Below are 24,956 nucleotides of genomic sequence, written 5' to 3'. Positions count from 1 at the left end.
CCGGTACGGGAAATTCATCGGACTGGGACTCGATCGTGCGCCGGGCGGGCGGCGCGTCGTGCTATGCGACGGCGCGGGCACGCAGCGTCTTTGCTTCGCCCGCGAACGCGATGCGGCCTTGCTCGAGCAGATACGCATATCTGGCCGCGCGCAGCACTTTGTGGGCATTGTCGCGTTTTTCGGCCATCAGCACGCTGATACCCTGGCGGTTCAACTGCTCGACGAGCTCGAGAATATCGTCGACGATTTCGGGCGGCAATCCCGCGATCGGTTCGTCGACCAGCAGCAGTGTCGGGCGCAACATCAGCGCGCGGGCAATGCCGAGCAGTTGCTGCTCGCCGCTCGAAAGCGAGCTCACGCGGTGCGTCTCGAGTGCCTTGAGGCGAGGAAAGCGCGCAAACAGCTGCGTAGCGTCGGCTTCGACGCGCGGGCGGTCCGGCTCGCGCCAGACACCGGCCAGCAGGTTGTCGCGCACCGACAGATTGCGGCAGAGCAGCCGGTTGTGCGGGACATAGGCGATGCCGCGCGCGACGATTTCATTGGCCCGCTTGCGCCGGATCTCCTCGCCCGCGAAGCGGATCGAACCGCTCTTGCCGCGCAGCAAGCCGGCGACCGTCATCAGCAGCGTGGTCTTGCCGGCGCCGGCCGGTCCGAGCACGCAGGCGGTGGTGCCGGGCGCGACGCTCAACGAGACGTCGTCGAGCACGTCGAGCTTGCCGTGGCCGGCGGTCAGTGCTTCGATATGCAGCAGCGGCGGGCAGGTCAATCGTTCTCTCCAGGTGAGCGCGCAGCATCCGAGAATGGGCAGCGTGCGTGCGACGCCGACGATTTGACCCGCGGTGCCCCGCCGGGGCAACTACTAGAAATTGGGGCATGTGTTCTGAACGCTCGCCGATACGTAAATTTCACGCATGAACAGTCTGCCAACAGAGCGTCGCCGCGCTTATGAAATATCGGCGATCGATGTGCCGGCCGCGAGCCGGGCCGGGGTGGAAGTGCGGCTCGTCGAGATCGATCTGTCGGCGCCGCTGGACGCACCGCAATTGTCGGTGCTCGACGACGCCGAGCGGGCGCGCGCAGCCCGATTCCTGCGCCGGGAGGATGCGATGCGCCATGCCGCCGCCCGTGCCGCGTTGCGTGAGACCGTTGCGGCAAGACTGGGGTTGCCCGCGGGCGATCTGCGCTTTTTGCGCGACGATGCCGGCCGGCCGCGGCTTGCCGGTATTTTCGACGGATGGCGTACGGACGGCCTGCTCGATTTCAACGTGTCGCATTCCGGCGCCTATGCGCTGATCGCGCTGTCGAGCACGCGGCGCGTGGGCATCGATATCGAGGCACGACGCGAACGGTTCGATTGGCGCGCCGTGGCGAAAAGCGTCCTCGCTCCGCGCGAAATCGCGCATCTCGAATCGTTGGCCGAGGGTTTGCAGCGGAACGCGTTTTACGACGCGTGGACCGCCAAGGAGGCGCTCGTGAAAGCACTCGGGACCGGGATTTCGCTGGCGGGCGGCATCGCCGGATTCGAGGTGCTCGGCGGCGAACGCGGGACCGGCCACGCTCCGCGCGTGCATGCCGTCGGTCCGCAGATGTCCGATGACAGCGGCGTGGCCGGCTACGAGGCGTTATGGTGCCCCGCGCCCGCCGGCTACGCAGCGTGCGTGGCGTGGTCGCGCGCGGCGCGAGCGCCCGCGCACGGGTGAGCGGCGCGCATTGCGTCAGCCGTTGCCGTTGCCCGATTCATCGGAGCCCGGTTCTTTGCGCACCGCGTCGGCAAAGCGTGCGAGTGCGGCAAGGGAGCCGCTGACGCTCACATACTCTTGCTGACCGATTCTTGCGTCGAGCGTCACGGCCATGCCGGACTCTCGAGCCAATTCGATGAGGTCCATCTGTCCCTGTCCTTGTGTCGCTTGCGTTTTGGTCATGGCTTCCATCAGGTTGCGCTCGTCTGCGGGAGTGGTTTGCCGAATCACCGTATCGGCGAGCGTGTCGCACGAGCGGTCGGGGCTCGATCGGTCGCGCGCTTCTGCCGGAGGTGAAGCACAGCCCGTACCCGTCGCGAGAACGATTACGCTCGCGGCAAACGAGGCTCCGCGAAGGTGCGCGATGCCCCGAAGCGGCACATGCGGCATGGTGCGGTGCGCGTTGCCACGGCACCTCGAGGGGGCCAGCGGCAGCCGGATGGCCGCGGCGTCTGCCGATCGCCCTCCACGTAGGGGCAGCGCCAGCTGTATAGACAACATGGGCGCGGCGTGAGCGTGCATCGATTACCCGGTACTGAATCAACCCTATTTATGCGTTCAGCATGATTCTGCCGACGAGCGGCGAGTACTGGACCTCGCGGCGCGGTTCGGCTGATGTTTCGCCATCCTGGAAATCCCTGACCGTAGGGATGTAAAAACGAGTTGTATATACAAGATCGTGAGGCTAGACTGCCACCTCATCGACAGACGAGACAGGATTTCCACACCATGATGCTTACGCCCGGCCAACTGAACCTCGCCCAGCTTCGCCGCATCGCCCGCGAGCCGGTCACGCTGAGGCTCGATCCGGCCAGCCATGCCGCCATCGATAGAGGAGCGAAGGCTGTTGCCGACATTGCGGCGGAAGGTGCACCCGCCTATGGCATCAATACCGGCTTCGGTCGTCTCGCCAGCACGCATATTCCTCACGACCAGCTCGAACTGCTGCAGCGCAATCTCGTGTTGTCGCACGCGGTCGGTATCGGCGAACCGATGTCGGCGCCCGTCGTGCGCCTGCTGATCGCGCTGAAGCTGTCGAGCCTGGGGCGCGGACACTCAGGCATCCGCCGCGAAGTCATGGATGCGCTCGTCGCGCTCTTCAATGCCGATGTCTTGCCGGTCATTCCGATCAAGGGCTCGGTGGGCGCTTCGGGCGATCTCGCTCCGCTCGCTCATCTATCGGCTGTTCTGCTCGGTATCGGGGAAGTGCATGTGCGCGGCGAGCGCATGAGCGCAGCCGCAGGTCTCGCGATGGCCGGGCTCGCTCCGCTCACGCTTCAAGCGAAAGAAGGGCTCGCGCTGCTCAACGGCACGCAAGCGTCCACGGCGCTGGCGCTCTATAACCTCTTCGCCATCGAGGATCTTTTTCGCACGGCACTCGTCTCGGGCGCGCTGTCGGTAGACGCGGCAGCCGGTTCCGTCAAGCCGTTCGATGCACGGATTCACGCGCTGCGCGGTCACCGCGGGCAGATCGACGCGGCGGCCGCTTATCGCGCGCTGCTCGACGGCTCCGGCATCAATCTCTCGCATCGCGATTGCGGCAAGGTGCAAGACCCTTACAGCCTGCGCTGCCAGCCGCAGGTCATGGGTGCGTGTCTGGATCAGATGCGCCATGCGGCCGATGTACTGCTCATCGAAGCGAACGCCGTTTCCGATAACCCGCTCGTGTTTCCCGATACGCGCGAAGTCCTCTCGGGCGGCAATTTCCACGCCGAACCGGTCGCATTTGCCGCGGACAATCTGGCGCTCGCGGTCGCCGAAATCGGCGCACTCGCCGAGCGTCGCATCGCGCTGCTCATCGATGCGACGCTCTCGGGCCTGCCACCGTTTCTCGTCAAGGATGGCGGTGTGAACTCGGGTTTCATGATCGCGCACGTGAGCGCGGCCGCGCTGGCGTCGGAGAACAAGACGCTCGCGCATCCGGCGTCGGTCGATTCGCTGCCGACATCGGCGAATCAGGAGGATCACGTGTCGATGGCCACGTTTGCGGCTCGCAAGCTCGGCGATATTGCGGAGAACACGGCGAACATCCTTGCCATCGAACTGCTCGCGGCGGCCCAGGGCGTGGATCTTCGCGCGCCGAATCGCACGAGCGCCGCGCTCGAGCGCGTCATGGGCATCGTGCGTTCGGCAGTTCCGCATTACGAGCTCGATCGGTACTTCGCACCCGATATCGCGGCCATCGCGAAGCTCGTGCGCGACGGCGCGATTGCCGCGGCGAGCCCGTTGGCATTCGCGTCCGAAGCGCCTGCGGCCTGAGGCAGGGCGGCAATGCGCGACATCGAGGCGGCCCGCCAATGAACGCACCGGCTTATCAAGGCATCAAGGACTTCATCCTGACCCGCATTCATTCGGGCGAATGGGGCGAGGGCGATCAGGTGCCCTCCGAGAACGAGCTCGCGCGCGAGTTCAAGGTGGCCCGCATGACGGTCAACCGCGCTTTGCGCGAGCTGACAGCGGAGCAGGTGCTCACGCGTGTGCAGGGCGCGGGGACATTCGTTGCGCGGCCCAAATACGAATCGACGCTCGTGGCGATACGCAGCATCTCCGACGAAATCGCAGCGCGCGGCCACCGGCATCGTGCGAGCGTGCTTTCGCTCGGCGCGACCGTGGCTGATGCGGCACTGGCCGAAGAGATGCAATTGAACTCGGGCAGCCCGATCTTCCATTCGCGCGTCCTGCATTTCGAGAACGACGAGCCGGTGCAATTCGAAGAGCGCTGGGTCAACCCGGCTGCAGCCCCGGAATATGCGCTGCAGGACTTCACGCAAATCACCCCGAACCAGTATCTCGTGCGTGTCGCGCCGCTGTCGCGCGTCGAGTACCGCATCGAAGCCGCGCTGCCCGAGCCCGACACCTGCGCGCAGCTGACGATGGCCGACGGCGAGCCGTGTCTCGTGTTGCACCGGCGCACCTGGACGCGTGCACTCGTCGCGTCGATCGCGAATCTGTGGCATCCGGGCAGCCGCTACCGCTTCACCGGACATTTCTGAAAACGCATCGAACCGAAAGGCAAAGAGGCCCTCATGAACGACCCGAAATCCGTCGATCCGCGCTACGACGCCTCGCGCACGGTCCGTGCGCCACGCGGACCGGTCAAATCCTGCAAGAGCTGGCTCACTGAAGCCGCGTATCGGATGATCCAGAACAACCTCGATCCTGAAGTCGCCGAGCATCCGCATGCGCTCGTCGTCTACGGCGGGATCGGGCGCGCGGCGCGCGACTGGGCATGCTTCGACCGTATCCTCGCCACGCTCGAGACACTGAACGACGACGAAACGCTGCTGATCCAATCGGGCAAGCCCGTCGGCGTGTTCCGCACGCATGCCGATGCACCGCGCGTGCTGCTCGCGAACTCGAATCTCGTGCCGCACTGGGCCACCTGGGACCACTTTCACGAGCTCGATCGAAAGGGGCTCATGATGTACGGGCAGATGACAGCCGGGAGTTGGATTTATATCGGCAGCCAGGGGATCGTGCAGGGCACTTACGAGACCTTTTACGCCGTGGCCAATCAGCATTTCAACGGCCAGGCGCAGGGGCGCTGGATCTTGACCGGGGGCCTCGGTGGAATGGGCGGCGCGCAACCGCTGGCCGCGACGATGGCCGGCTTCTCGATGGTCGCCGTCGAATGCGACGAGACACGCATCGACATGCGTCTGAAGACGCGCTATCTCGATCGCAAGGCAACGACGCTCGACGAGGCGCTGGCGATGATCGAAGCGGCCAAGGCGAGCGGCAAGCCGGTTTCGGTCGGTCTGCTGGGCAATGCGGCCGATGTCTTCATCGAATGCGTTGCGCGCGGCATCACGCCCGATTGTGTAACCGATCAGACGAGCGCGCATGATCCCATCAACGGCTACCTGCCGCAAGGCTGGACGCTGCAAGCATGGCGCGAGCGTCGCAAGGTGGATCCTCAAGGCATCGTCGTGCCCGCGAAGCAATCGATGGCGAAGCAGGTTCAGGCGATGTTGACGCTGCAATCGCGGGGCGCGGCGACGCTCGATTACGGCAACAACATTCGTCAGATGGCTAAGGAGATGGGCGTCGAGAACGCATTCGACTTCCCGGGTTTCGTGCCGGCCTACATCCGGCCGCTCTTTTGCGAAGGCAAAGGCCCGTTTCGCTGGGTCGCGCTCTCGGGCGACCCCGAAGACATCTACAAGACGGACGCCAAGGTGAAGGAGCTGATTCCCGACGATGCGCACCTGCACAATTGGCTCGACATGGCGCGCGAGCGCATCGCGTTCCAGGGGTTGCCGGCGCGTATCTGCTGGGCCGGCGTGAAAGACCGCTACCGGCTCGGCCTGGCGTTCAATGAAATGGTGGCGCGCGGGGAACTCAAGGCGCCGATCGTCATCGGCCGCGACCATCTCGACACGGGCTCCGTGGCGAGCCCGAACCGCGAGACCGAAGCGATGAAAGACGGATCCGACGCGGTGAGCGACTGGCCCTTGTTGAATGCGCTTCTCAATACCGCGGGCGGGGCCACCTGGGTTTCGCTGCATCATGGCGGCGGGGTGGGCATGGGTTTCAGCCAGCATGCGGGTGTCGTCATTGTCTGCGACGGTACGCAGGCGGCGGCACGGCGCATCGAACGCGTGCTGTTCAACGATCCGGCCACGGGTGTGATGCGTCACGCCGATGCGGGCTATGCGCTCGCCGAGCGCACTGCGCGCGAAGCCGGCTTGAATTTGCCGATGCTCGGACAATGACGATCGAACGATGAACGATCTGGTCTGGCAGCACCTGCATCTATGCCCGCACGGCGATCCGGACGAAACGATTGCCGATGCCGCGCTGGCGGTGCGCGACGGCAAGCTCGCGTGGGTCGGCGCGCGCGCCGATCTTCCGCGCGAGTTCGACGACTGGCCGCGCGAAGACATCGGCGGCGCCTGGGTGACACCGAGCCTTGTCGATTGCCATACGCATCTCGTCTATGCCGGGCATCGCGCCGACGAATTCGCGTTGCGTCTGGCCGGCGCCAGCTACGAGGAGATCGCCCGTCGCGGCGGCGGTATTGCCTCGACGGTGCGGGCCACGCGCGCGGCCGACGAAGCGGCGCTCGTCGCGGCAGCGGAGCCGCGACTCGCGGTCTTGATCGAAGACGGCGTGGGCGCCGTCGAGATCAAGTCCGGCTATGGTCTCGATCTGGCCAGCGAGCGAAAAATGCTGCGCGCCGCACGCGAGCTTGGACGGCGCTGTCCGGTCTCGGTCTATACGACGTTTCTTGGCGCGCACGCATTACCTGCGGAGTTCGCGGGCCGCGCCGATGCCTACATCGACGAAGTCTGCGAGCGGATGTTGCCCGCGCTCGCGGATGAAGGCCTCGTCGATGCGGTGGACGTCTTTTGCGAGCGCATCGGCTTCACGCTCGCGCAAAGCGAGCGCGTGCTCGAAGCGGCGGCGCGACAGGGCTTGCCGGTCAAGATGCACGCGGAGCAGTTGAGCGCCATGGGCGGCGCGGCGCTCGCCGCGCGCTACCGGGCGCTGTCGGCGGATCATCTCGAGCACCTCGATGAAGCCGGCGTGGCGGCGATGAAAGCGGCGGGCTCGGTGGCCGTGCTGCTGCCGGGCGCCTATTACTTCATTCGCGAGACGCAGTTGCCGCCGATCGAGTTGCTGCGCCGCTATGAAGTGCCGATCGCCCTTGCCACCGACAGTAATCCGGGCACGTCGCCCGCGACATCGCTCGTCGCGATGCTGAACTTCGGATGCACGCTGTTCCGGCTCACCGTCAGCGAGGCGTTGCAAGGCGTGACGCGGCATGCGGCGCGCGCGCTCGGTCAAGACGTGCGGCATGGGGCGCTCGAAGCCGGACGCGCGGCCGACTTCGTCGCGTGGTCGGTCGATACGCTGGCCGAACTCGCCTACTGGATCGGCCGTCCGCTCGCCGCTCGGGTCGTGCGCAATGGCATCACGGTGCATCGCCGGCCGCGGCCGGCCGCGGCAAGGAGTATGACGTGACGCAGGCCACCCACCCTCCGCGCGCACACTCGCTCTTTGCGCAATACGCCTATTTGCCCGGCGGATGGCAGCGCGACGTGCTATTGCGATGGGACGAGCATGGCACGCTGACGAGCGTGGAGGCCGCTGCGCGCGCGCAAGTGGATACGCCGCGCGCGGCGGGTCCGATCATGCCGGGCATGCCGAATCTGCATTCCCACGCGTTTCAGCGCGCGATGGCAGGCCTCGCAGAATATCGCGGCGAGGGGCGCGATACGTTTTGGAGTTGGCGCGATTCGATGTATCGCTTCGCTGTGCGCATGACGCCGGAGACGCTCGAAGCCGTTGCCGCCTGGCTCTACGTGGAGATGTTGAAAGCGGGTTACACGTCCGTCTGTGAATTCCACTACCTGCATCATGCGCCCGACGGGCACCGCTACGCGCACCCGGCCGAGCTCGCCGAGCGGGTGGTGGGTGCCGCGGCGGGCGTCGGGATCGGGATCACGATGCTGCCCGTGCTTTACGAATCGAGCGGATTCGGAGGGCGTGCTCCGCGTGCCGATCAACGGCGATTCATCAGCGATCCCGACGCGTTGCTGGGCATGCTCGACAGCTTGAGAAGCGCGCATCCCGAAGACGGCACGCGTACGTACGGTGTCGCACCGCACTCGTTGCGCGCGGTATCGGAGCCCTCGCTGCTGGCGTTGACGCAAGGCATTCGCGCCCGTATGCCGAATGCGCCGATTCACATCCACATCGCGGAGCAAACGGGCGAAGTCGACGAATGCCTTGCGGCGACCGGGGCGCGGCCCGTGGCCTGGTTGCTCGATCACGCCGATGTCGACGCGCGCTGGTGCCTCGTGCATGCGACGCATCTCGACCACGCCGAGACCGTCGCGCTCGCGCGCACCAAGGCGGTGGTGGGGCTGTGCCCGACGACTGAAGCGAACCTCGGCGATGGGGTGTTTCCGGGGCGACGCTACCTCGATGCGCAGGGACGGTTCGGCATCGGCTCGGACAGCCAGATCGCGGTGGACTGGCGCGCCGAGTTGCGTCTGCTCGAATATGGGCAGCGTCTGGCGCGGCACGAGCGGAACGTGCTTGCGGCGGTCGAGGGCAAGCAACTGGGCGAGCAACTCGTGGACGCGGCGCTGGCGGGCGGAGCGCAGGCGACGGGTCGCCCGACGGGCGCGTTGCGGGCGGGAAGTCGAGCCGACTGGCTCGTGCTCGATCCGGACCATCCGAGCGTCGATGTGCGTCCCACCGCTTCGTGGCTTTCCGGTATCGTGTTTTGCGAACAAGGCGAGACGCCGATCCGCGACGTCTATGTGGCCGGCCGCTGCGTCGTGCGCGAGCGGCGGCATATCGACGAGGCGCGTGTCTATGCGGCGTACCGCATGGCGGTCGCGCAATTGATGCGGTGATCCGCGGGTTGCGTGACTACGCGAATCGAAGCAGAAGCAGGAGCTCAATATGACAACCCCACCCGAACCGCCGGTTTTGACGTTGCACGAGGGGACGCTACCGCTCCTCATATCGATGCCGCATGTCGGCACGGCGATTCCAGCTGCCGTGGCGGCCGGGATGACCGATGTCGCTCGCCACGTCGACGATTGCGACTGGCATCTCGAACGGCTGTATGCGTTCGCGCGTGGTTTGGGGGCGTCCTTGATCGTGCCTGCCTATGCCCGTTATGTGATCGACCTGAACCGTCCGCCTGACGACGCGAGTCTCTACCCGGGGCAGGATACGACGGGTCTGGTGCCGATCGATACGTTCGAGAAGGCGCCGCTTTACCATCCCGGGGGCGAGCCGAATGCCAACGAGATCGAGCGTCGACGCGCGCAATACTGGCAGCCCTATCACGATGCGCTCGAGCGCGAACTGGCTCGGCTGAAGTCGTTACACGGCTCGGTGCTGCTGTGGGATGCGCATTCGATCCGTTCGCGCGTGCCGCGCTTTTTCGAAGGGCGGTTGCCCGATTTCAACTTCGGCACAGCCGGCGGCGCGAGCGCGGTCAACGGGCTCGCCGAGGCGCTGACGCTGCATGTGACTCGGCACGGCAGCGGCTATACCGCAGTGGCCAACGGGCGCTTCAAGGGCGGGTATATCACCCGCCGCTACGGTGCGCCCGATAACGGTGTCCATGCGGTCCAGCTCGAACTTTCGCAAATCACCTACATGCGCGAGGCGCGGCCTTACCCCTATGACGAGGCGCTCGCGGCGCGCGTCCAGCCGCTCGTCGAATCACTCGTGCACGAGGCGCTGAACCATGTGCGCGCGGCAAGCTGAACACGCCATGCGCGCCGTTGAAGGCCGGACTGCTTCGTGCCGTCAGCGGCGTCGGCGCGTCAACTGTCGCAGTGACAGCGCATGCAGCAGGATGGAACTCGGCACCACGAACGCGGGCGTCAACACGTCCGGATAAACGCCGGCACCGATGCTCGGCACGTTTGGCACGATCAGTTGGAGCGGGCCCGGGGAGGTGATCATCCCCATGGCGATGGCGATCGCAAAGTCCGCGAGGCCGATGATGTTCCAGACGATTGCGGCTTTTCGACCCTCGGCCGTGCCAGCCGCCAGGGCCATTGCAGCCGGCAAGGCGAGCACGCCGGTCAAGACGTCGCCGATTCCCGCGGGCAAGGCGAACGCGCCGGGCATCGCGCCGCGCAGCCATGCGGCGAGCGCGAAGCTGCCGAATACGCGGTAAGACTGAAGTGCGACGAGCCACGTCGCAGGCATCGCATCGAGCACCTTTCCGATGCGCTTCGACGACAGCAACAGCGGCGCGCCGATCAGCACGGGCAGGAATATCGCCAGCGGCAGCCACGGTACGGGAGAAGCGGGATTCCCGTGAAAGCCGCCGCCGATCGCCGTGCTCCAGGCAACCGCGAACCAAAGCGTGTCGGGGATCATGACGGCCAGCCACGTCGCGCGGCACTGGGCTGGCGTCAGCTCGGTATGTTCGAGGCCGAGCCATAAGCCGAGTGCGATGAACGCATGGGCCGTCAGTTGATGGGCGGTGGTGGGAACGCCGCTCGTCGGGATGATCGGCAGCCGGTAGATCAGCACGATCCAAAGAGCGGTCAGCGGGACGGTCCAAAGCACGCTGCGCCAGGGCGAACGCGTCGGCGCGATGGCGGCGGAAAGCGGAGCGGAGGTCATCGGAAGTTCTCCAAACGAAGGGGAGTTCAGATGTACCATCGCGTTCCGCGAGCGACTATCCATCGCAATGTTGACGCACTGTGAAGCAGGACTTCACAGTTTCCGCGCGGCCGGACGCGATCGGCTGCGCGGTCGACGCCGATCGACAAGAGTCCATTGTCAGTTGACGATTCGGTCGTTCCCCGATAATGTGCGGCCCATGGCCGATTCCGACTTCATCCACCCGGGCGCGATAGTGCGCCAGACCTGTCTCGAGCGCTTCCACCTCAGCGTGACCGAGGCCGCCGCCGTGCTCGGGGTGAGCCGCCAGGCGCTTACGAATCTGCTGAGCGGAAAGTCGGGCATCTCGCCCGAAATGGCGCTGCGGCTCGACAAAGCATTCGGCGGCGGGGCCGAAACGTGGCTGCAGCGGCAACTCGTGCACGACCTCGCTAAGGCGCGGGAACGGCTCGACGAGCTCAACGTCGTCTCGATGGCACGGCAACGGCAGCGTTCGTTGTTTTGAGTGTTCGGTCGTTGAAAGCCAGGGCCCGTTACCGCTGTCTCCCGATACGACTTCGCTCAATTCAGCGATCGACGCGCGTTGCGACGAACTCTCCTTCGAGCTGCCAGGTTTGCCCATCGGGGGCGAGGGCCTCGCCGATCCAATGAAAGCGTTCGGGCGTGATTTCGGTAAACCGCCAGCGCGTCGCCTGACCATCGGGCCGCGCGCCGGTTTGTACGATATCGCGGCCGACACGGCGGCCGATTTGCGTCTCGCGATGGAGGGCGGCGGGATTCTCCCACATGATGCGCCAGGCCCGCAGCTGTGGATCCCAACAGCGCAGCGTCATGCCGTACATATTCATGCCGGTTTCCCGCGGCTCGCGCGAGCCTCTCGGGGGCATGATCCAGACATCGCCGATCGCGCGGCCCTCGAGCACGCGCGCGAAATGTGCCTCGGCCATGAGTCCCCGACCGCGCAAATCCACACCGCGATAATGTAGAACTTCGAGCGACCAACTGCCGATCAGCCAGCCGTAAATGTCGTCTGCGTCGTCGATATCGACGGCGCGTTCCGGCGCTGTCAGTGCGCCCGGGAATTCATGTTGCAAGCTCGTTTCGATAGTATTCATGGATGATCTCCGTGCAACGGACGGTTCGTCGGTTCATCGGTTCGCGCATCGACCGGCGGCAGGCCGCGGCGCGTGCGATGTTCTATAACGATCCTATGGCGAAGTAAGGGGCAAATCTTGGCAAATATTGCGGCCGGACTCGACGCGGCACTGGCACGGCGGCGCGAGGCCGGTGCACGCGCGAGCACGACGCCGCGCACGCTCGTCGCGGGCGAGGGGTGGCAGGTGGCCGATGTGCTCTGCACGCATGGGCCGAACGACGTTCCGTTCGAGGAGCGGCACTCGCGCATGCTCGTCGCGCTCGTCGTCGCTGGCGCGTTCGAGTATCGGACGCCGTCGGCGCGCGCATTGATGACGCCGGGCGCGGTGATGCTCGGCAATGACGGCGAGTGCTTCGAGTGCGGCCACCGGCACCGCGAAGGCGATCGCTGCATTGCGTTTCGCTATACCCCGGCATACTTCGAGCGAATTGCGGCGGACGTGGGCGTAACGCCGCGCGGCGCGCGTTTCGGCGCCGCACGCATCGCGCCCTCGCGCGCGTTTGCGCGATTTGTCGCGGCTGCTTGCGCGGGCGTATCGATGCAATGCGCGCGCGGCTGGGACGCGCTCGCCGCAGCGCTTGCCGCACATGCGCTACGGCACACCGCGGGCCTTTCGCCGCGCGATACGCGCGGTGCCTCCAGCGCGGCGATTGAACGCGTGATGCAGATTCTTCAGTTGATCGACGCAGCGCCCGAGAGCGAGCTCGGCCTCGATCGCCTTGCCGAGCATGCCGGACTGAGTCCTTACCACTTCCTGCGTACGTTCGAGCAGGCCACGGGCACGACGCCGCATCAATACGTCGTGCGTGCGCGATTGCGGCTCGCAGCTCAGCGTCTGGCCGATGCGCCCGGCAAAATCGTCGACATCGCGCTCGATTGCGGGTTCGAGGACGTTTCGAACTTCAACCGCGCTTTCCGGGCCGAATTCGGCGAAAGCCCGCGTGCGTACCGCGCGCGGCTCACCGGCTGACGGGGCGTGATGGCTCGCTGGCGTACAGGGTGCCGCGCAGGCGGTTTCGTTCTTGCACTGCGTGCGATCGCCCTGACCGCTGCCGTCTCGTGCGCGAGCGCAATGGCTCGGGCGTCGCAAGATGCGCCGTCGACAATCGAATCGGACGTGCATCGCTTCGTAGTGCAACGGGACGGGACCGTGGAGGAGTATGACGACACGACATTGCGCGCGAACACGTCGAGCGGGGTCGATGCGATCGCACAGCATTACGTGTGGTTCGACAAGGACACGGAAAAGCTCACGATCGTGACGGCCGAGTCGATCGATCCGGGCGGGGCGCGGCATCCGGTTGGGCCGGAGGCGATTCGCGACGTGCAGGAGCCGCGTGCGTCGGGTGCGCCGACGTTCGAGGACGGCGTATTGCGGACGATCATCTTCCCGGGCGTGGAGCCGGGCTGGCGCATCCACGTCGTCTTTCATAAGGTTCGTGGCAAACCGATCGAGCCCGGTGCGTTCAGCTATTTCGTCGCGCCGACGCGCGAGCCCGTCGAGTCCCAACAGCTCGTCTTCGATTTGCCCTCGGACATGCCGCTTCATGCCGATGCGCGCGGATATGTCGGCGAGCCGCCTGTGACCGACGGTGCGCGCACGCGCTACGCCTTCGATTATCGGCATGGCCCCTATGCGGCGACGGAGCCCGGTGCGGTCGGCTACGCACAAGACGGCGACCGGTTGATGGTCACGACCGACGCGGACTTCGCCGCCTTCGCCGAGCGATACCGGGCGGGCGCCGCGGACGCGAGCGCCGCGGATCCGGCTATCGCCGCGCTGGCGCATGCGTTGACGGACGCGCAGCCTGACCCGGTTTCGAAAGCTCGCGCCATCTACGATTGGATGCGCGCGAACATACGTTATGTGGCGCTTTTCGTGGGTGAAACAGCGGCGCGGCCGCATCGGGTGATCGATGTCCTGCGCAACCGCTATGGCGATTGCAAGGATCACGTCGCGCTGTTCGGCGCGCTGCTCGCCGCGGCCGGTATTCGGAGCGAGCCGGCACTGATCGGTCTCGGTCCCGTGTACACGCTGCCGTCGGTGCCCGGTTACGGCGCGAGCGCGATCAATCATGTGATCGTCTGGATGCCGGAGCTCCAGACGTTCGCCGATACGACTGCGGGCGGTATCGCGTTCGGGTATCTGCCGCCCGGCGTCATGGACCGGCCCGCGCTGCTGGTCGACGAAGCGCGCATAGTGCGCACGCCTGCCGTCGAGCCGCGCGAGCGCGCATCGCGCGTGCAGATCGACATCGATGCGAGCGGCGCCGCCCGTTACGCCTATCGCGTCGAGGACAGCGGCTGGACAGCGGAACTCGAACGCAACGTGTTTCGCCGCGCGACGCACGAGCGGGTGCAGCAAATCGCGTACGAACGTCTGCATAACGCCGGTTTGCGCGGGAGCGCGACGATCGCTGCCGACGATGTCGCGGCCACGAGCGGACCGTTCGCGGTCTCGATGACGGGCGCGCTCGAGCATGTGATCTGGCCCGACGGGATGACGGGCATGCCGGCGATATCGAGTCTATCCGGCGGGATCGCGACGCAGGTCGAGCAGTGGCTGGCGGCCGGTGTGCGCACCCAGTCGTTCGTCTGCATCGGCGGCGGATTCGACGAGGCGGGCCAGATTGCGTTGCCCTCCGGCATGCGTGCGGTGTTCGTGCCGAACGATCTCGAATTGAGCGCGGGTGGCTTGCACTATCGCTCGCACTACGTGTTCGATCCGGCGACGCATATCGTGCAAATCACGCGCCGGTTGCAGGCGCGCTTCGGCAAACAAGTCTGCAGTCCTGACGAATTCGCAGCGATGCGCCCAGCGCTCGAACGCGTGGAGCGCGACGCGCTGGCGCAAGTCATCGTCGCGCCGCGCCTCGACGAATCCTCGCGTTCGAGGTGATCCGATGCCGAGTCGCGATCCGATTCGCCCGGGCGGGCGTCATCGTGAGCGGCGGCAACGTCGATCTGGCGCGTTATGGGGCATGGCTGGCGGGCTGACACGGCACGTTGGTCGACCGGTCGTCAGCGCGAAGAGGCCTCCAACGTCGGCGTCGCGCTGCCTGTGCTGCGGCGCATGCGTGAGATCGTCGTGGGCGCGCTCTCCGACAAACGCATCATATGGCGCAGCGCCATCATCGCGCCGATCGATTCGAGCACGGCCGCGGGCACCCACATGATGAGGCCGCCGAGGCTCTGATCGAGCACGGGCGGGATCGAAGTGAACGCACGTCCGCACAGCGTGAAGATCGGATAGAGGTCTTGCGACGAAAAAGTGATGATCGCGCCGACGAGAATCTGCGGCGTCATGGTGATCACGGGGGAAAGCACGCGCAAGCCGGGCCGCGTGCGGCTCGGCGGCGCACGGCGGTGATCGAGCAGCATCCACCAATAGGCGAGGCCGCTGACGGCCACCGACCAGTTCATGAGCGTATAGAGGCGCCAGTCGAGCATCGCGACGAATTGGACCGACGGGACGAGCCAGAGAACCACCGAAACGACGAACGCGAGCGAAATGACGGTGGGGTTGAGCAAGGTCGCAGCGGCAAGACGTGCCGACGCGCTGCGCTGCCAGCGCCGTAGCGCGGGCCGCCATGCGAACGGCAGCCCCGCGCGCAGGACACTGCCCGGATACGAGGCCATCAGCACGAGCGGCGCGAGATGGTGCAGCACCAGGTGCTGCAGCCGATGCACGAAGAACTGGTGCTCGGCGTAGTAATCGAGCCGCGTGTGGAGTGCGAGATAAAACAGCACGAGGCCGGTCCAGAACGCGGCTTGACGCGCGATCGTCACTGGGGCGCGCCGCGCGCCGCGCGCATAGAGCACGGCTGTGACGAGCACAACGGCGACGAACGCGGGAGAGGGCTCCCAAGGGTCGAGCAGGCTGATGACGGACATGGCGATGAGTGATACGGCAGTCGTACGCTTCGCGGTACGGCCCGCTGCATATTAACAGCATCGCTGGCGCGGGCCGGCAATCGGCGCGGCCTCATCGGTCCAGGAAGACCCCTCGTTCGCCATGGCGCGCTGCACGGCCGGGCGTGTCGAGACACGCCGCACGATTCCGGTCCAAGCCGGATAGCGCTCGCGCATCGGCAGGCCGATCCGGTTACCCCAGCGATAGAGCACGAGCAAAAACGGATCGACGATCGAATAACCGCGCGCGACGGCCCACGGGCGCCCATCGGCGAGCTCCGCTTCGATGCAAACGCAGGATTGTTCGATGGTGCGTCTGCCGGCCGCGCTGATCGTTTCGCACAACGCAGCATCGGGGACGAACCGCAGTGGGCGCCATAGCTCGCCGTAACCGACGCCGTGCACCCAGCCGGCGAGCCACGCGAGCCATTCGTGAGAGCGTGCCTCGTCGAGCGCATTGTCGCTCGGCAACAGATTCGCCTCGGGGTGCCGTCGCGCGAGAAACGTGAGAACCGCGGGCAGTTCGGTCAGCACGCGTGTTTCGCCCGCGATGGCCAGCGCTGGCACGCGCGCTTTCGGGTTGATGGCTAGGTACTCAGGCTGCGTGGTCTCGCCTCGCGCAACCGAGACTTCCTCGCGCTCGAACGGTATGCCGATTTCTTCGAGCGCGATATGAACGGCCAACGAGCAGGCGCCGGGCGAATAATAGAGTCGATAGGTCATTGGGATTTCGTCGCAAAGGTTCGGGTGAATTCGCGACGACGAGTCTAGCCAGCGCGGCCGCGACCGGCAAAGCAGGAATACTGCGCTCGAGCCATTAGCATCTCTAATGGCCCGCCGGGTCCGCCCGATCGGTATGCCGCGCGCTCGCTCACAACTTCCACGACGCGCGGATGCGCTCGCGCACATCGCCCAACCGCTCAGCCGGCTCGTTGGAAAACACGAAGCGCAGATAGCGCTCGGCGCCGGGGCCCCAGTTCGTCATGGGCGTAGCGGCAATCTTGCCGTGTGCGAGCAATCGTTGCGACGCCTCGGCCGGCTCGATGCCGAGCGCATCGGTATCGATCAGCAGCGACCAGCCACCGTGCGGCCGCACGACCGGCAGGTCGGCCAGTTGCGCGACGAGGACGTCCCGGCGCTTTTCCCATTCGGTTACGGCCGCGGCCACGCCGTCGTCGGCCGCCGTCAGCGCGGCGGCTGCACCGGGCATGGCAATGCCGACCTGACAGACGACGTTCGAGAGGCTCGCAAGCCGAACGTCGCGCATGATCGTGGCGGGGCCGACGATCCAGCCGATGCGCCAGCCGATCATCCGGTACTCCTTCGAGACCGCGCCGACGGTGATCGTGCGCTCGCGCATATCGGGCAAACCGGCCGGATGAAGCACGGCGCGGCCATCGAAGAGAATCCGCTCCATGGCGGCGTCATAGACGAGCCATGCGCCGGCGCGACGGCAGTATTCGGCGATCGCCTGCCATTCGTCCGCCGTGGCGACATAGCCGCTCGGCATCGATGGCGACATCATCAGAAACGCCTTCGTGCGGGGCCCCACGGCCGCGGCCAGGCTGTCGAGATCGAGCCGCCAGCCGTCGGCGCCGGCTACGAGCCGAGCGAACTTCGGCACACCGCCCGCGAGGTGGACGCGATTGATGAGCCCGGCGTAGGTCGGTGTGGTCAGCACGACTTCGTCGCCGGGTTCCAGGATCGAGAGCAGCACGTTGAAGATACCGGCCAGGCCGCCGGCCGAAACGATACACTCCGTCGCGGCGTCGTAGCGGTGCCCCGCGGCGCGCCCGACGCGCTCGGCGGCGGCCTGCCGCAGAGCGGGCAGGCCGAGAAACGGTAGGTAGCTGTTGGCCGCGTCGTCGTCGATGGCTTCGCGCGTGACCTTCAAGGCTGCCACGGGCGGCCGGAGGTCAGTGTCGAGGTTTTCGAGCCGTAGAATGTCCGCGTCGTGCATCGAGTCCGCCGCGTCGCCGACCCGGTCGACACCGATGCCGGGGATGTTTCGCAACCTGGATACCGTCATATCGACCTCCAAATGAGTTTTAATATATTAAAATGAAAAAGTCGGCCGATGCAAAAGTTTCTTCGGGGGCGCTTGCCGACCGTATTCGCGAACGCATCGCGTGCGGCGAGTTGCCGCCCGGCACGCAGTTGCGGCAGGACCGCCTCGCGGCCGAATTCGGAACGAGCCACATTCCCGTGCGCGAGGCGTTTGCGCAGTTGCAGGCGAGCGGGTTCGTCACGCTGGTGCCGAATCGCGGTGCGTTCGTTTCGGCGATGAGCGCATCGGAAGCGGAGGAACTCCAGGAAATGCGCGTGGCGCTGGAGCTCATCGCGCTCGACGCTGCGATCGATGCGTTCGGTCCGGACGACGCGCGGGCCGCGCGCGAGATTCTCGAACGCGATCGCAAGGCGCGCGACGTCGAGGCCTGGTCGAAGGACAACTGGGCATTTCATCGCGCCATCTACGCCGCGGGCGGTAAGCCGCATCTGCTCGAGACGCTCGAAGTACTCTGGCGCAAGGCCGACCGCTATTTGCGGCTGGTCTGGCAGATCGAGCCGTACCAGGAGACCTCGTGCGCCGAGCACGCGGCGATCCTCGAGGCCGTGATTGCGCGCGATCGCCGTAGGGCGAAAGGTCTGACGAAGGCGCATATCGCGGCCGCGGGCGCGGTGATGAAAGCGGCGTTGCGTGCGAAAAACCGCGAAGCGGGTGCATGATGCGCGAAACACTCACGCCACGACCTGCCGTACGATGACCGGTTCGCGCCTTCCCCCATGCAGACGTTGCGCGCGTTCGAAGCCGCCGTGCGGCTCGGCAGCTTCACGCGCGCAGCGGACGAACTCGCGCTGACGCAAGGCGCGATCAGCCAGCACGTGCGCGCGCTCGAACTGCGCCTGGGCACCGCGCTGTTCGTGCGTGCGCGTTTTGGCGCTGTCGCGACGCCGGAGGCTCACGCGCTCGCGCTGCAGGTGCGTCAGGGACTCGAGGTGCTGCAGCGCGCATTCGAGCGCGTACCGCCGCGCCAGCGTACCCGCGAAGCGCGCAAGCCTGAACCGACGAAGCTGACGGTGAGCGTGCTGCCGCCGTTCGCCGCGCGATGGCTCGCGCCGCGTCTTCCCTCATTTTTGCGCCGTTACCCCGATATCTCGCTGCAACTGCGTCCCGAGGCGGCGCTCGCGCGTTTCGACCGGCACGATGGCGTCGACGTGGCGTTGCGCTACGGGCCCGGCGCGTGGCCTGACCTCGAGGCCGAGCGGCTGATGGACGAGGAGGTATTCGTGGTGGCGAGCCCCGCTTATCGCGGGGGGCGGCTGCCTCGACGGTTCGCCGATCTCGCGCGCTGTACGTTGCTGCGCCATGCCTCGCAGCCCTGGGAGCCGTGGTTCCAGGCCGTCGGTCTCGATCTGACCGAGCCGCGCGGCGGGCCGCTTTTCACGGACGCCGGTGCGCTCATCGACGCCGCGGCGAACGGGCTCGGCATTGCGCTCGCGCGCGCGACGCTCGTCGAAGCGGAGCTTGCGAAGGGTGCCCTTGTCCGGCTCTGGCGGCGCAGCATCAAGGACATCTACGCGCACTTCATCGTCTGGCGCTCCGACAGCGCGAAACGCGATGCGATCGATGCGCTGCGCCGCTGGCTGCACGAAGAGGCGGCCGCGGCGCGCTAGCGCCACCGTGTTTTCGGTATTTGTCTTCCTCGCACTGTTGAAAACGAACAGCGGTTTTGCATAAGCGTGATATCGAATCCGATAATCGAAAAGAACTACGGATTGTGACGCATGTGAGCAGTCGATGCCGACTTAAACTCGGTTCCGTCGAATTAATATGAATTCAACAAAGCAAGACGGCGAATCGGGGAAGAAGCTCGACAACGGCGCGCGCCGCCGCGAGCTCGTCGATCACGGAGAACGGCATGTCTACGACGGATATGACGCGTGCTGATGTAGCCGCGTTCATCGAGCGCGAGTTTTCGCGCCCACAGAGCAACAAGGTACTACATACGCATCCCAGTCCGATGTATTGGCGGACGAACGATGGTAAGACCCGCGAACGCTGGGAGAAGCGGGCGCATTTGGCGAAGCAGCGCCGGTTTAAAGACAACCTTTACCTGGGCATTCCGTTTTGTATTCCGACCGATCCGGCTCATTGCGGATTTTGTCTTTTTCCAACACAGGATTATCGAGGAAAGTCCCAAATTTCCGATTACCTCGATTATCTCGAGCGTGAAGCGGAGCTTTTTGGCGATATGCTGTCGAGCGATACGCTGGCGTCGCTCTACGTCGGCGGTGGCACGCCGAACCTGCTGCGTGACGGCGAGTATGCGCGCCTCATGGCGATCGTCCGGAAACTCTATGGTGACGCGGCGCCCCGGATCGAGAAGACCCTGGAGGGAATCCCGCAGCTTTTCACGCGTGACAAGGTCGATGCCATTCGCAGCGCCGGCTTCACACGCGTAAGCATGGGCGTGCAGCAACTGAGCGACCGGCTGATCCGCTATAGCGGCCGCAAGCAGACGCGCCAGCAAGTGATGGACGCGCTTGCCTATTTCAACGAGGCCCAGCTCGCCTGCAACGTGGACCTCATTTACGGGTGGCCCGAGCAGACCGTCGACGACATGCTGTTCGATCTCGACGAACTGGTGCGCTCGGGCGTTCGCCATATCACGCACTATCAGCTCAATATCGCGGGGCGCAGCGACTTCAGCAAGGCGCAACGCGCGCAGTTGCCGCCGCTCGAGGAGACCATCGAGATGTATCGTGAATCCGTGCGATTTCTGAGCGCCCGAGGGTTTCGTCAAGCGACCGTATATGACTGGGAGCGGATCGACCCTGACGGTGACGGGCGCTTCGAATTTGCCGGCGCCGAGCGCTACGAATACGAGACGCACCTGCGCTGCCTCTTGAATATGGAGGGTAGCGAGCTCGTCACGCAGCACATGATCGGCATCGGCTATGCGGCGATCAGCATGCCTCCATCGTCGTGGAATCCGGACGACGGGCTCAACTGGTTGCAGATGAATCATCGCTCGCTCGAGGCGTACCATGCCGCGATCGATGCCGGGCAGTTTCCGGTCGACAGGCAGTTCGTGCAGGCCTTGCCGGACATGAAGCTTGCATGGCTCTTCCAGGAGATGCAGACGATGAATATCGATCTCGGCGCCTACGAAATGGCGTTCGGGTGCGACGCCATCGGCGAGTTCGAGCCGATCTGGGAGGAACTCGGCGCGCGCGGGTGGATTGAAATCGAAAACGACGCGATCCGTTTCGTCGATATCGGGGCTTTTCACATCCCCATGCTGCAAGCGCTGATGAGCCAGACGCGGCTACGTCAGTTGCGCGATGGCGTGGACCTCGGGGGCGGCACGCGGCGCGTCGTTCCGATTCACGCCGAGATATGACCGCGCTCGCCGAATGCATTTCGACCCGTGACGGTGTGCGGCTCGCCCTCACGCGCGTGGGCAATGGCCGGGGCGCGCCCGTCGTCCTCACGCACGGTACGTTCTCGAACCACCGCTGCTGCATGGCGCTCGCCGAGTACCTGGCCCGCCGTGGGCTTGCATGCTGGGTCTTCGACTGGCGCGGGCACGGCCGCAGTGCAAAGGCGCCGACGCCTTACACGTTCGACACGGTCGCGCGCGAAGATGTCGAGGCCGTCGTCGATGCGCTCGGGACGAAAAGCGGGGGGCAACCGATTTACTGGGTCGGGCACAGCGGCGGCGGGCTCATTGCGGCGATGTGGATGGCGCGCAATCCGGCGCGCGCGGCACGTGAATTCGGCGGACTCGTGTTGTTGGCCAGCCAGGCGACGGCCGCGGCGCTGACTTGGCGCAACCGCGCGCGTGTGCGGGCGATGGCCGCGTGGATCGCCTGCGGTGGGCGCTTGCCGAGTTGGCTCTTGCGCGTCGGTCCGGAGGGCGAAGAGCCGCGGCTCATGCGCCAATGGTGCCGGTGGGGCCTTGCCCGGACGTTCGACGGCGAGGACGGCTTCGACTACCTGGGCGCGCTCGGCGCCGTCGAAGTACCGCTGCTTGCGCTCGCGGGCAGCGGCGACGCGTTCATCGCACCGGAGCAAGGGTGCGCGACGCTGGCCAACGCCTTCGGCGGTGTGGATCGTACCTACCGGCTGTGCGGCCGCGATCGCGGTTTTAGCGAAGACTATACGCACGAGCGCTTGATCGTCTCGCGCAATGCCGCGCGCGAAACCTGGCCGCTCATCGGGCGCTGGCTCGCGGAGCGCGGCGCGCATGGCGCGCACGACGAGCGGTTTGCCTGAGCCAAACGCAACACGGCGCCCGAAGGCGCCGTGTCATGCGGTACGACGGCGATGCCTGGGCGCTGTGTCAGAGCCCCGCTTTCGTGGCAACGGTCACCCACTGACCGTTCTTGACCTCGTAGACGGTCGACGAGCCTTGCTTGAGCGAACCGTTCGAGTTGAATGCGATATGGCCGGTGATGCCGTCGAAGCTGATCGCCTTGAGCTTCGGACGGTAGTCCTCCGGCTTGATCGAATTCGCGGCCTGCATGGCTTTGATGGCCGTCCATGCGGCGTCGTAGCCGAACGGTGCGTACGACAGCACATCGACGCCGAACTTCGCCTTGAATTTGCTCGCGAACTCCTTACCCACCGGCGTGCTGTCGAGCGGGCGACCGTACTCCCAGGCCATGGCGCCCTCGGCGGAGTCGCCGGCGAGCTTGATGAAGTCGATGTCCTTCACGCCGCCGCCGCCCACGAACTGAGCCTTGATGCCAAGCTGGCGCATCTGTTTCATGATGCCCGCGGCTTGCGGGTTGAGCGCCGCGACGAAAATGAGGTCCGGGTTGACGCCTTTGAGCTTCGTGAGCTGTGTCTTGAAGTCGGTCGCGCTGTTCGTCGTATATTCGCGTCCCACGATATTGCCGCCAGCCTTCTTGACGGCCTTCTCGAACTCGTCGGCTTCGCCCTGACCGAATGCCGTCCGGTCGTCGATGATCGCGATGCGTTTGGCCTTGGTCGTCTGCACGGCATACGTGCCTGCCGTACCCGCGTTTTGCGCATCGCTCGAAATCACCATGAACACGTTCTCGTAGCCGCGCCCTGTGATGATCGGATTCGTGGCGGCCGGATCGATGTCGGGAATGCCCGCTTTCTGGTAGATCTCGGAGGCCGGAATCGTCGTGCCCGAATTGAAGTGGCCGACGATCACGTTGACGCCCTCATCGACGAGTTTCTGTGCCACCTGTGAACCGGTCTTCGGGTCTGCCTGATCGTCCTCGGCGACGAGTTGGAACGATGCGGGCTGTCCGTTGATCTTGATGCCTTGCGCCTTGGCATCGTCGAGCGCCATCTGCACGCCGTCCTGGAGATCCTTGCCGTAGCTGGCGTTGGGGCCCGTGAGCGGGGCGGCAAAGCCGATCTTGACCGTCACATCGGCGGATGCGGAAAACGGCACGACTGCGAGAAGCGCTCCAACAGCAACTGCGATAGGGGTAATCGTCTTCGCGAAACGCATGTTCTTTCCTTTTGGCGACAACATGGAAAACGGCGGTGGTGTGCATCCCGGCATGCGCGCGAAGGTGCGCGACGCGCGGATCTCCTCCGCGCCGAAATCGCCGGTGCACGACTCTTGTTCGGTGAGAGGGCGTGTGGCGGAACCTCCTGGGATTCGTAGTTTTCGTCGATCTGTGCCGCCGGCGCGTCGGCCTGCCGCGGCACTCCCTTGACGCGAATATAGGAAGCCAATAAGAGGCCGTCTTGACCGTTCGCGTCGTCCAGTATGCGCATTTCGGCATAGCGATGCTGCGCCGGCAATCAGGGCAAACACGCTCGTTTCGCGAAGGCACCGCCCGCGCGGCGGCGATGCGCGTCAGGCGGCCCCGACGAACCACGCGCCGAGCCACTCGCGCGGACGCGCGATATCGTCTTGCGCGGCGACGAGTTCGAGCTCGTAGCGACCGGCGTCGTAGGTCGCCTTCAGCACCGCGTGCACCGCGGCGGACGTATGCTCGAGCGCGGTTCGCGCGGAGTCCCCTGTGAGGCGCCGTGCAACGAATATGGCACTCGTGAGCTCCGAGACGCCGACGGGCTGGCGGGCGAACGGGTAGCGCGGATACTGGCTCATCCACGCCTCGCTCGCTGTCACCGCGAGCAGGTTGACGCGGTCGGCCGGACTGTTGCGATCCCGCAACTGCTTGACGAGCACGAGTTGCGGGCCGCGCGCGATGATCTCCCGACAGGCCACGACGGCCTCGTCGACGGTCTCGATTGGGCGGCCGGCCAGCTTTTGCAATGTCTCGTGATTCGGAGCCAGGCCATCGGTGGCCGCGGGCATCGCGGCGAGCAGGTATTCGTCGACGTGGGCGCCGGCGCCCGCGCCGATGACCGGCGTGGCGAAGTGCCACGCGTGGGGATTGGCCGCCTTCACCGCCTTTACGATGTCGACGACCGCCTGCACCTGCGCAGTCGAACTCAAGTAGCCGGAGAGCACGGCGTCGCAGCGCCGCAACACGCCAATGGCACCGATTCCTTCGACGAGTTCGCTCATCTGCGCCGCGTCGATCGCGCTCCCGGCCCAGTGTCCGTACTGCATGTGATTCGAAAACTGCATCGTCTCGAGCGGCCAGACGTTCACGCCGAGGCGTTGCATCGGAAACACCGTGGCACTGTTGCCTACATGGCCGAACACGACATGCGGCTGTATGCTGAGAATGTTTTTCATGATGGCTTCGCTTCGCGCGGCGCGCGCGCTTCGAGGTCGACTGGCCCGCCCGCCGGCCGGCCGGCGCGAGTCGCTTCGACCGCGCGTGCGGGCGGCGGGAAAACAGCATCTACTTAAACACGATACATGACTTGCTGCGTCGCGTCATCGCTCGGGGCCGGATACCGCACGTTGCACGCCGGGCCGCCGTGCCCGATGCAGCGTCCACGCGACGGAATCCAGTAGTCGATACGCGTTGCGGCACTGCTTATGCCTCGCACTGCTACAATTGCGGGTTTGCGGCTTCGACCTTCAGGCGCGCGGGTGGGGCTCGTTTTCCCGCCGGGACCTGTGGCA

23 protein-coding genes are annotated in these 24,956 nt (G+C 65.7%); 14 read left to right on the top strand and 9 right to left on the bottom strand.

Features of this window, described 5'->3' with window-relative positions:
- Positions 1-61: 61 nt before the first annotated feature.
- A complete protein-coding gene (locus ACR9ZC_RS21040) occupies positions 62-766 on the bottom strand; it encodes an ABC transporter ATP-binding protein (protein ID WP_331574472.1) in 705 nt (234 codons plus the stop codon).
- Positions 767-911: 145 nt separating this feature from the next.
- On the opposite strand from ACR9ZC_RS21040, the gene ACR9ZC_RS21035 reads away from it, so the two are divergent.
- On the top strand, positions 912-1,700 hold the full coding sequence (locus ACR9ZC_RS21035) for a 4'-phosphopantetheinyl transferase family protein (protein WP_481581799.1): 789 nt from the start codon (positions 912-914) through the stop codon (positions 1,698-1,700).
- A gap of 15 nt (positions 1,701-1,715) precedes the next feature.
- On the opposite strand, the gene ACR9ZC_RS21030 is transcribed toward ACR9ZC_RS21035, so the two are convergent.
- Complete coding sequence (locus ACR9ZC_RS21030; protein WP_440562333.1) at positions 1,716-1,931, bottom strand: hypothetical protein; 216 nt, start codon at positions 1,929-1,931, stop codon at positions 1,716-1,718.
- A 537-nt stretch (positions 1,932-2,468) separates the two neighbouring features.
- Between ACR9ZC_RS21030 and hutH the strand changes: the two genes are divergently transcribed.
- Genes hutH through hutG form a run of 6 tightly spaced genes read left to right on the top strand, consistent with a single transcriptional unit; the run spans position 2,469 to position 9,977 of the window.
- Positions 2,469-3,998, top strand: coding sequence for a histidine ammonia-lyase (gene hutH / locus ACR9ZC_RS21025; RefSeq protein WP_481581798.1), 1,530 nt, complete (start codon positions 2,469-2,471; stop codon positions 3,996-3,998).
- Positions 3,999-4,036: 38 nt separating this feature from the next.
- Entirely contained in the window at positions 4,037-4,732 is a 696-nt protein-coding gene (gene hutC / locus ACR9ZC_RS21020) for a histidine utilization repressor (RefSeq protein ID WP_481581797.1), read from the top strand.
- A gap of 33 nt (positions 4,733-4,765) precedes the next feature.
- Positions 4,766-6,454: a urocanate hydratase gene (gene hutU / locus ACR9ZC_RS21015; protein WP_481581796.1), complete on the top strand. Its 1,689-nt coding sequence runs from the start codon at positions 4,766-4,768 to the stop codon at positions 6,452-6,454.
- Positions 6,455-6,464: 10 nt separating this feature from the next.
- Positions 6,465-7,706, top strand: coding sequence for an imidazolonepropionase (gene hutI / locus ACR9ZC_RS21010; RefSeq protein WP_481581795.1), 1,242 nt, complete (start codon positions 6,465-6,467; stop codon positions 7,704-7,706).
- Complete coding sequence (locus tag ACR9ZC_RS21005; protein WP_481581794.1) at positions 7,703-9,109, top strand: formimidoylglutamate deiminase; 1,407 nt, start codon at positions 7,703-7,705, stop codon at positions 9,107-9,109. Before hutI ends, ACR9ZC_RS21005 begins: the two co-directional genes overlap by 4 nt.
- Before the next feature lie 49 nt (positions 9,110-9,158).
- Positions 9,159-9,977 carry an N-formylglutamate deformylase gene (hutG, locus tag ACR9ZC_RS21000; RefSeq protein WP_481581793.1) on the top strand — a complete coding sequence of 273 codons (819 nt, stop codon included), beginning with the start codon at positions 9,159-9,161 and terminating at the stop codon, positions 9,975-9,977.
- A gap of 42 nt (positions 9,978-10,019) precedes the next feature.
- On the opposite strand, the gene ACR9ZC_RS20995 is transcribed toward hutG, so the two are convergent.
- Positions 10,020-10,850: an MFS transporter gene (locus tag ACR9ZC_RS20995; protein ID WP_481581792.1), complete on the bottom strand. Its 831-nt coding sequence runs from the start codon at positions 10,848-10,850 to the stop codon at positions 10,020-10,022.
- A gap of 199 nt (positions 10,851-11,049) precedes the next feature.
- Between ACR9ZC_RS20995 and ACR9ZC_RS20990 the strand changes: the two genes are divergently transcribed.
- Positions 11,050-11,355 carry a HigA family addiction module antitoxin gene (locus ACR9ZC_RS20990; protein ID WP_481581791.1) on the top strand — a complete coding sequence of 102 codons (306 nt, stop codon included), beginning with the start codon at positions 11,050-11,052 and terminating at the stop codon, positions 11,353-11,355.
- Between the two features lie 61 nt (positions 11,356-11,416).
- On the opposite strand, the gene ACR9ZC_RS20985 is transcribed toward ACR9ZC_RS20990, so the two are convergent.
- Positions 11,417-11,965: a hypothetical protein gene (locus ACR9ZC_RS20985; RefSeq protein WP_481581790.1), complete on the bottom strand. Its 549-nt coding sequence runs from the start codon at positions 11,963-11,965 to the stop codon at positions 11,417-11,419.
- A gap of 117 nt (positions 11,966-12,082) precedes the next feature.
- Between ACR9ZC_RS20985 and ACR9ZC_RS20980 the strand changes: the two genes are divergently transcribed.
- Together ACR9ZC_RS20980 and ACR9ZC_RS20975 are read left to right on the top strand one after the other, a co-directional pair.
- Positions 12,083-12,976 (top strand): helix-turn-helix transcriptional regulator, encoded by an 894-nt coding sequence (locus ACR9ZC_RS20980; RefSeq protein WP_481581789.1) that lies wholly within the window; start codon positions 12,083-12,085, stop codon positions 12,974-12,976.
- Between the two features lie 9 nt (positions 12,977-12,985).
- Positions 12,986-14,905 (top strand): DUF3857 domain-containing protein, encoded by a 1,920-nt coding sequence (locus tag ACR9ZC_RS20975; RefSeq protein ID WP_481581788.1) that lies wholly within the window; start codon positions 12,986-12,988, stop codon positions 14,903-14,905.
- Between the two features lie 122 nt (positions 14,906-15,027).
- Here ACR9ZC_RS20975 and ACR9ZC_RS20970 read toward each other — a convergent pair whose 3' ends face one another.
- From ACR9ZC_RS20970 to ACR9ZC_RS20960, 3 genes are all read right to left on the bottom strand, one after another.
- The gene (locus ACR9ZC_RS20970) at positions 15,028-15,900 is read right to left on the bottom strand and encodes a cytochrome c oxidase assembly protein (protein ID WP_481581787.1); all 873 of its coding nucleotides are present in this window, start codon (positions 15,898-15,900) and stop codon (positions 15,028-15,030) included.
- 51 nt (positions 15,901-15,951) lie between these two features.
- Positions 15,952-16,641 (bottom strand): glutathione S-transferase family protein, encoded by a 690-nt coding sequence (locus ACR9ZC_RS20965; RefSeq protein WP_481581786.1) that lies wholly within the window; start codon positions 16,639-16,641, stop codon positions 15,952-15,954.
- A 148-nt stretch (positions 16,642-16,789) separates the two neighbouring features.
- Positions 16,790-17,947 carry a pyridoxal phosphate-dependent aminotransferase gene (locus ACR9ZC_RS20960; protein ID WP_481581785.1) on the bottom strand — a complete coding sequence of 386 codons (1,158 nt, stop codon included), beginning with the start codon at positions 17,945-17,947 and terminating at the stop codon, positions 16,790-16,792.
- 32 nt (positions 17,948-17,979) lie between these two features.
- Here ACR9ZC_RS20960 and ACR9ZC_RS20955 point away from each other — a divergent pair, with 32 nt between their 5' ends.
- The 4 genes from ACR9ZC_RS20955 (at position 17,980) to ACR9ZC_RS20940 (ending at position 22,198) form a co-directional block, all read left to right on the top strand.
- Entirely contained in the window at positions 17,980-18,645 is a 666-nt protein-coding gene (locus ACR9ZC_RS20955; RefSeq protein WP_481581784.1) for a GntR family transcriptional regulator, read from the top strand.
- 57 nt (positions 18,646-18,702) lie between these two features.
- Positions 18,703-19,593 (top strand): LysR substrate-binding domain-containing protein, encoded by an 891-nt coding sequence (locus ACR9ZC_RS20950; RefSeq protein ID WP_481581783.1) that lies wholly within the window; start codon positions 18,703-18,705, stop codon positions 19,591-19,593.
- Positions 19,594-19,838: 245 nt separating this feature from the next.
- Complete coding sequence (locus ACR9ZC_RS20945) at positions 19,839-21,323, top strand: coproporphyrinogen-III oxidase family protein (RefSeq protein WP_481581782.1); 1,485 nt, start codon at positions 19,839-19,841, stop codon at positions 21,321-21,323.
- Positions 21,320-22,198, top strand: a complete 879-nt coding sequence (locus ACR9ZC_RS20940) for an alpha/beta fold hydrolase (protein ID WP_481581781.1) — start codon at positions 21,320-21,322, stop codon at positions 22,196-22,198. Before ACR9ZC_RS20945 ends, ACR9ZC_RS20940 begins: the two co-directional genes overlap by 4 nt.
- 67 nt (positions 22,199-22,265) lie before the next feature.
- Here ACR9ZC_RS20940 and ACR9ZC_RS20935 read toward each other — a convergent pair whose 3' ends face one another.
- Both ACR9ZC_RS20935 and pdxY read right to left on the bottom strand, forming a co-directional pair.
- Complete coding sequence (locus ACR9ZC_RS20935; RefSeq protein ID WP_440561860.1) at positions 22,266-23,414, bottom strand: branched-chain amino acid ABC transporter substrate-binding protein; 1,149 nt, start codon at positions 23,412-23,414, stop codon at positions 22,266-22,268.
- 354 nt (positions 23,415-23,768) lie between these two features.
- Positions 23,769-24,620, bottom strand: a complete 852-nt coding sequence (gene pdxY, locus ACR9ZC_RS20930; protein WP_481581780.1) for a pyridoxal kinase PdxY — start codon at positions 24,618-24,620, stop codon at positions 23,769-23,771.
- Positions 24,621-24,956 lie beyond the last annotated feature (336 nt).

Source organism: Trinickia sp. HAY1-2D (genome assembly GCF_056754935.1).
The sequence above is the reverse complement of the archived record's forward strand: the minus strand, read 5'-3'. Positions and strand labels throughout refer to the sequence as shown.

What these genes read in the sequence shown, in the direction of transcription:
- ACR9ZC_RS20965 (WP_481581786.1), bottom strand. Translation starts at nt 16,641, where the DNA reads ATGACCTATCGACTCTATTATTCGCCCGGCGCCTGCTCGTTGGCCGTT.
- hutC (WP_481581797.1), top strand. Translation starts at nt 4,037, where the DNA reads ATGAACGCACCGGCTTATCAAGGCATCAAGGACTTCATCCTGACCCGC.
- ACR9ZC_RS20945 (WP_481581782.1), top strand. Translation starts at nt 19,839, where the DNA reads ATGTCTACGACGGATATGACGCGTGCTGATGTAGCCGCGTTCATCGAG.
- ACR9ZC_RS20985 (WP_481581790.1), bottom strand. Translation starts at nt 11,965, where the DNA reads ATGAATACTATCGAAACGAGCTTGCAACATGAATTCCCGGGCGCACTG.
- hutG (WP_481581793.1), top strand. Translation starts at nt 9,159, where the DNA reads ATGACAACCCCACCCGAACCGCCGGTTTTGACGTTGCACGAGGGGACG.
- ACR9ZC_RS20950 (WP_481581783.1), top strand. Translation starts at nt 18,703, where the DNA reads ATGCAGACGTTGCGCGCGTTCGAAGCCGCCGTGCGGCTCGGCAGCTTC.
- ACR9ZC_RS20970 (WP_481581787.1), bottom strand. Translation starts at nt 15,900, where the DNA reads ATGTCCGTCATCAGCCTGCTCGACCCTTGGGAGCCCTCTCCCGCGTTC.
- ACR9ZC_RS20975 (WP_481581788.1), top strand. Translation starts at nt 12,986, where the DNA reads ATGGCTCGCTGGCGTACAGGGTGCCGCGCAGGCGGTTTCGTTCTTGCA.
- ACR9ZC_RS21030 (WP_440562333.1), bottom strand. Translation starts at nt 1,931, where the DNA reads ATGGAAGCCATGACCAAAACGCAAGCGACACAAGGACAGGGACAGATG.
- ACR9ZC_RS20955 (WP_481581784.1), top strand. Translation starts at nt 17,980, where the DNA reads ATGAAAAAGTCGGCCGATGCAAAAGTTTCTTCGGGGGCGCTTGCCGAC.
- hutU (WP_481581796.1), top strand. Translation starts at nt 4,766, where the DNA reads ATGAACGACCCGAAATCCGTCGATCCGCGCTACGACGCCTCGCGCACG.
- ACR9ZC_RS20935 (WP_440561860.1), bottom strand. Translation starts at nt 23,414, where the DNA reads ATGCGTTTCGCGAAGACGATTACCCCTATCGCAGTTGCTGTTGGAGCG.
- hutH (WP_481581798.1), top strand. Translation starts at nt 2,469, where the DNA reads ATGATGCTTACGCCCGGCCAACTGAACCTCGCCCAGCTTCGCCGCATC.
- ACR9ZC_RS20990 (WP_481581791.1), top strand. Translation starts at nt 11,050, where the DNA reads ATGGCCGATTCCGACTTCATCCACCCGGGCGCGATAGTGCGCCAGACC.
- ACR9ZC_RS20940 (WP_481581781.1), top strand. Translation starts at nt 21,320, where the DNA reads ATGACCGCGCTCGCCGAATGCATTTCGACCCGTGACGGTGTGCGGCTC.
- pdxY (WP_481581780.1), bottom strand. Translation starts at nt 24,620, where the DNA reads ATGAAAAACATTCTCAGCATACAGCCGCATGTCGTGTTCGGCCATGTA.
- ACR9ZC_RS21035 (WP_481581799.1), top strand. Translation starts at nt 912, where the DNA reads ATGAACAGTCTGCCAACAGAGCGTCGCCGCGCTTATGAAATATCGGCG.
- hutI (WP_481581795.1), top strand. Translation starts at nt 6,465, where the DNA reads ATGAACGATCTGGTCTGGCAGCACCTGCATCTATGCCCGCACGGCGAT.
- ACR9ZC_RS20995 (WP_481581792.1), bottom strand. Translation starts at nt 10,850, where the DNA reads ATGACCTCCGCTCCGCTTTCCGCCGCCATCGCGCCGACGCGTTCGCCC.
- ACR9ZC_RS20960 (WP_481581785.1), bottom strand. Translation starts at nt 17,947, where the DNA reads ATGACGGTATCCAGGTTGCGAAACATCCCCGGCATCGGTGTCGACCGG.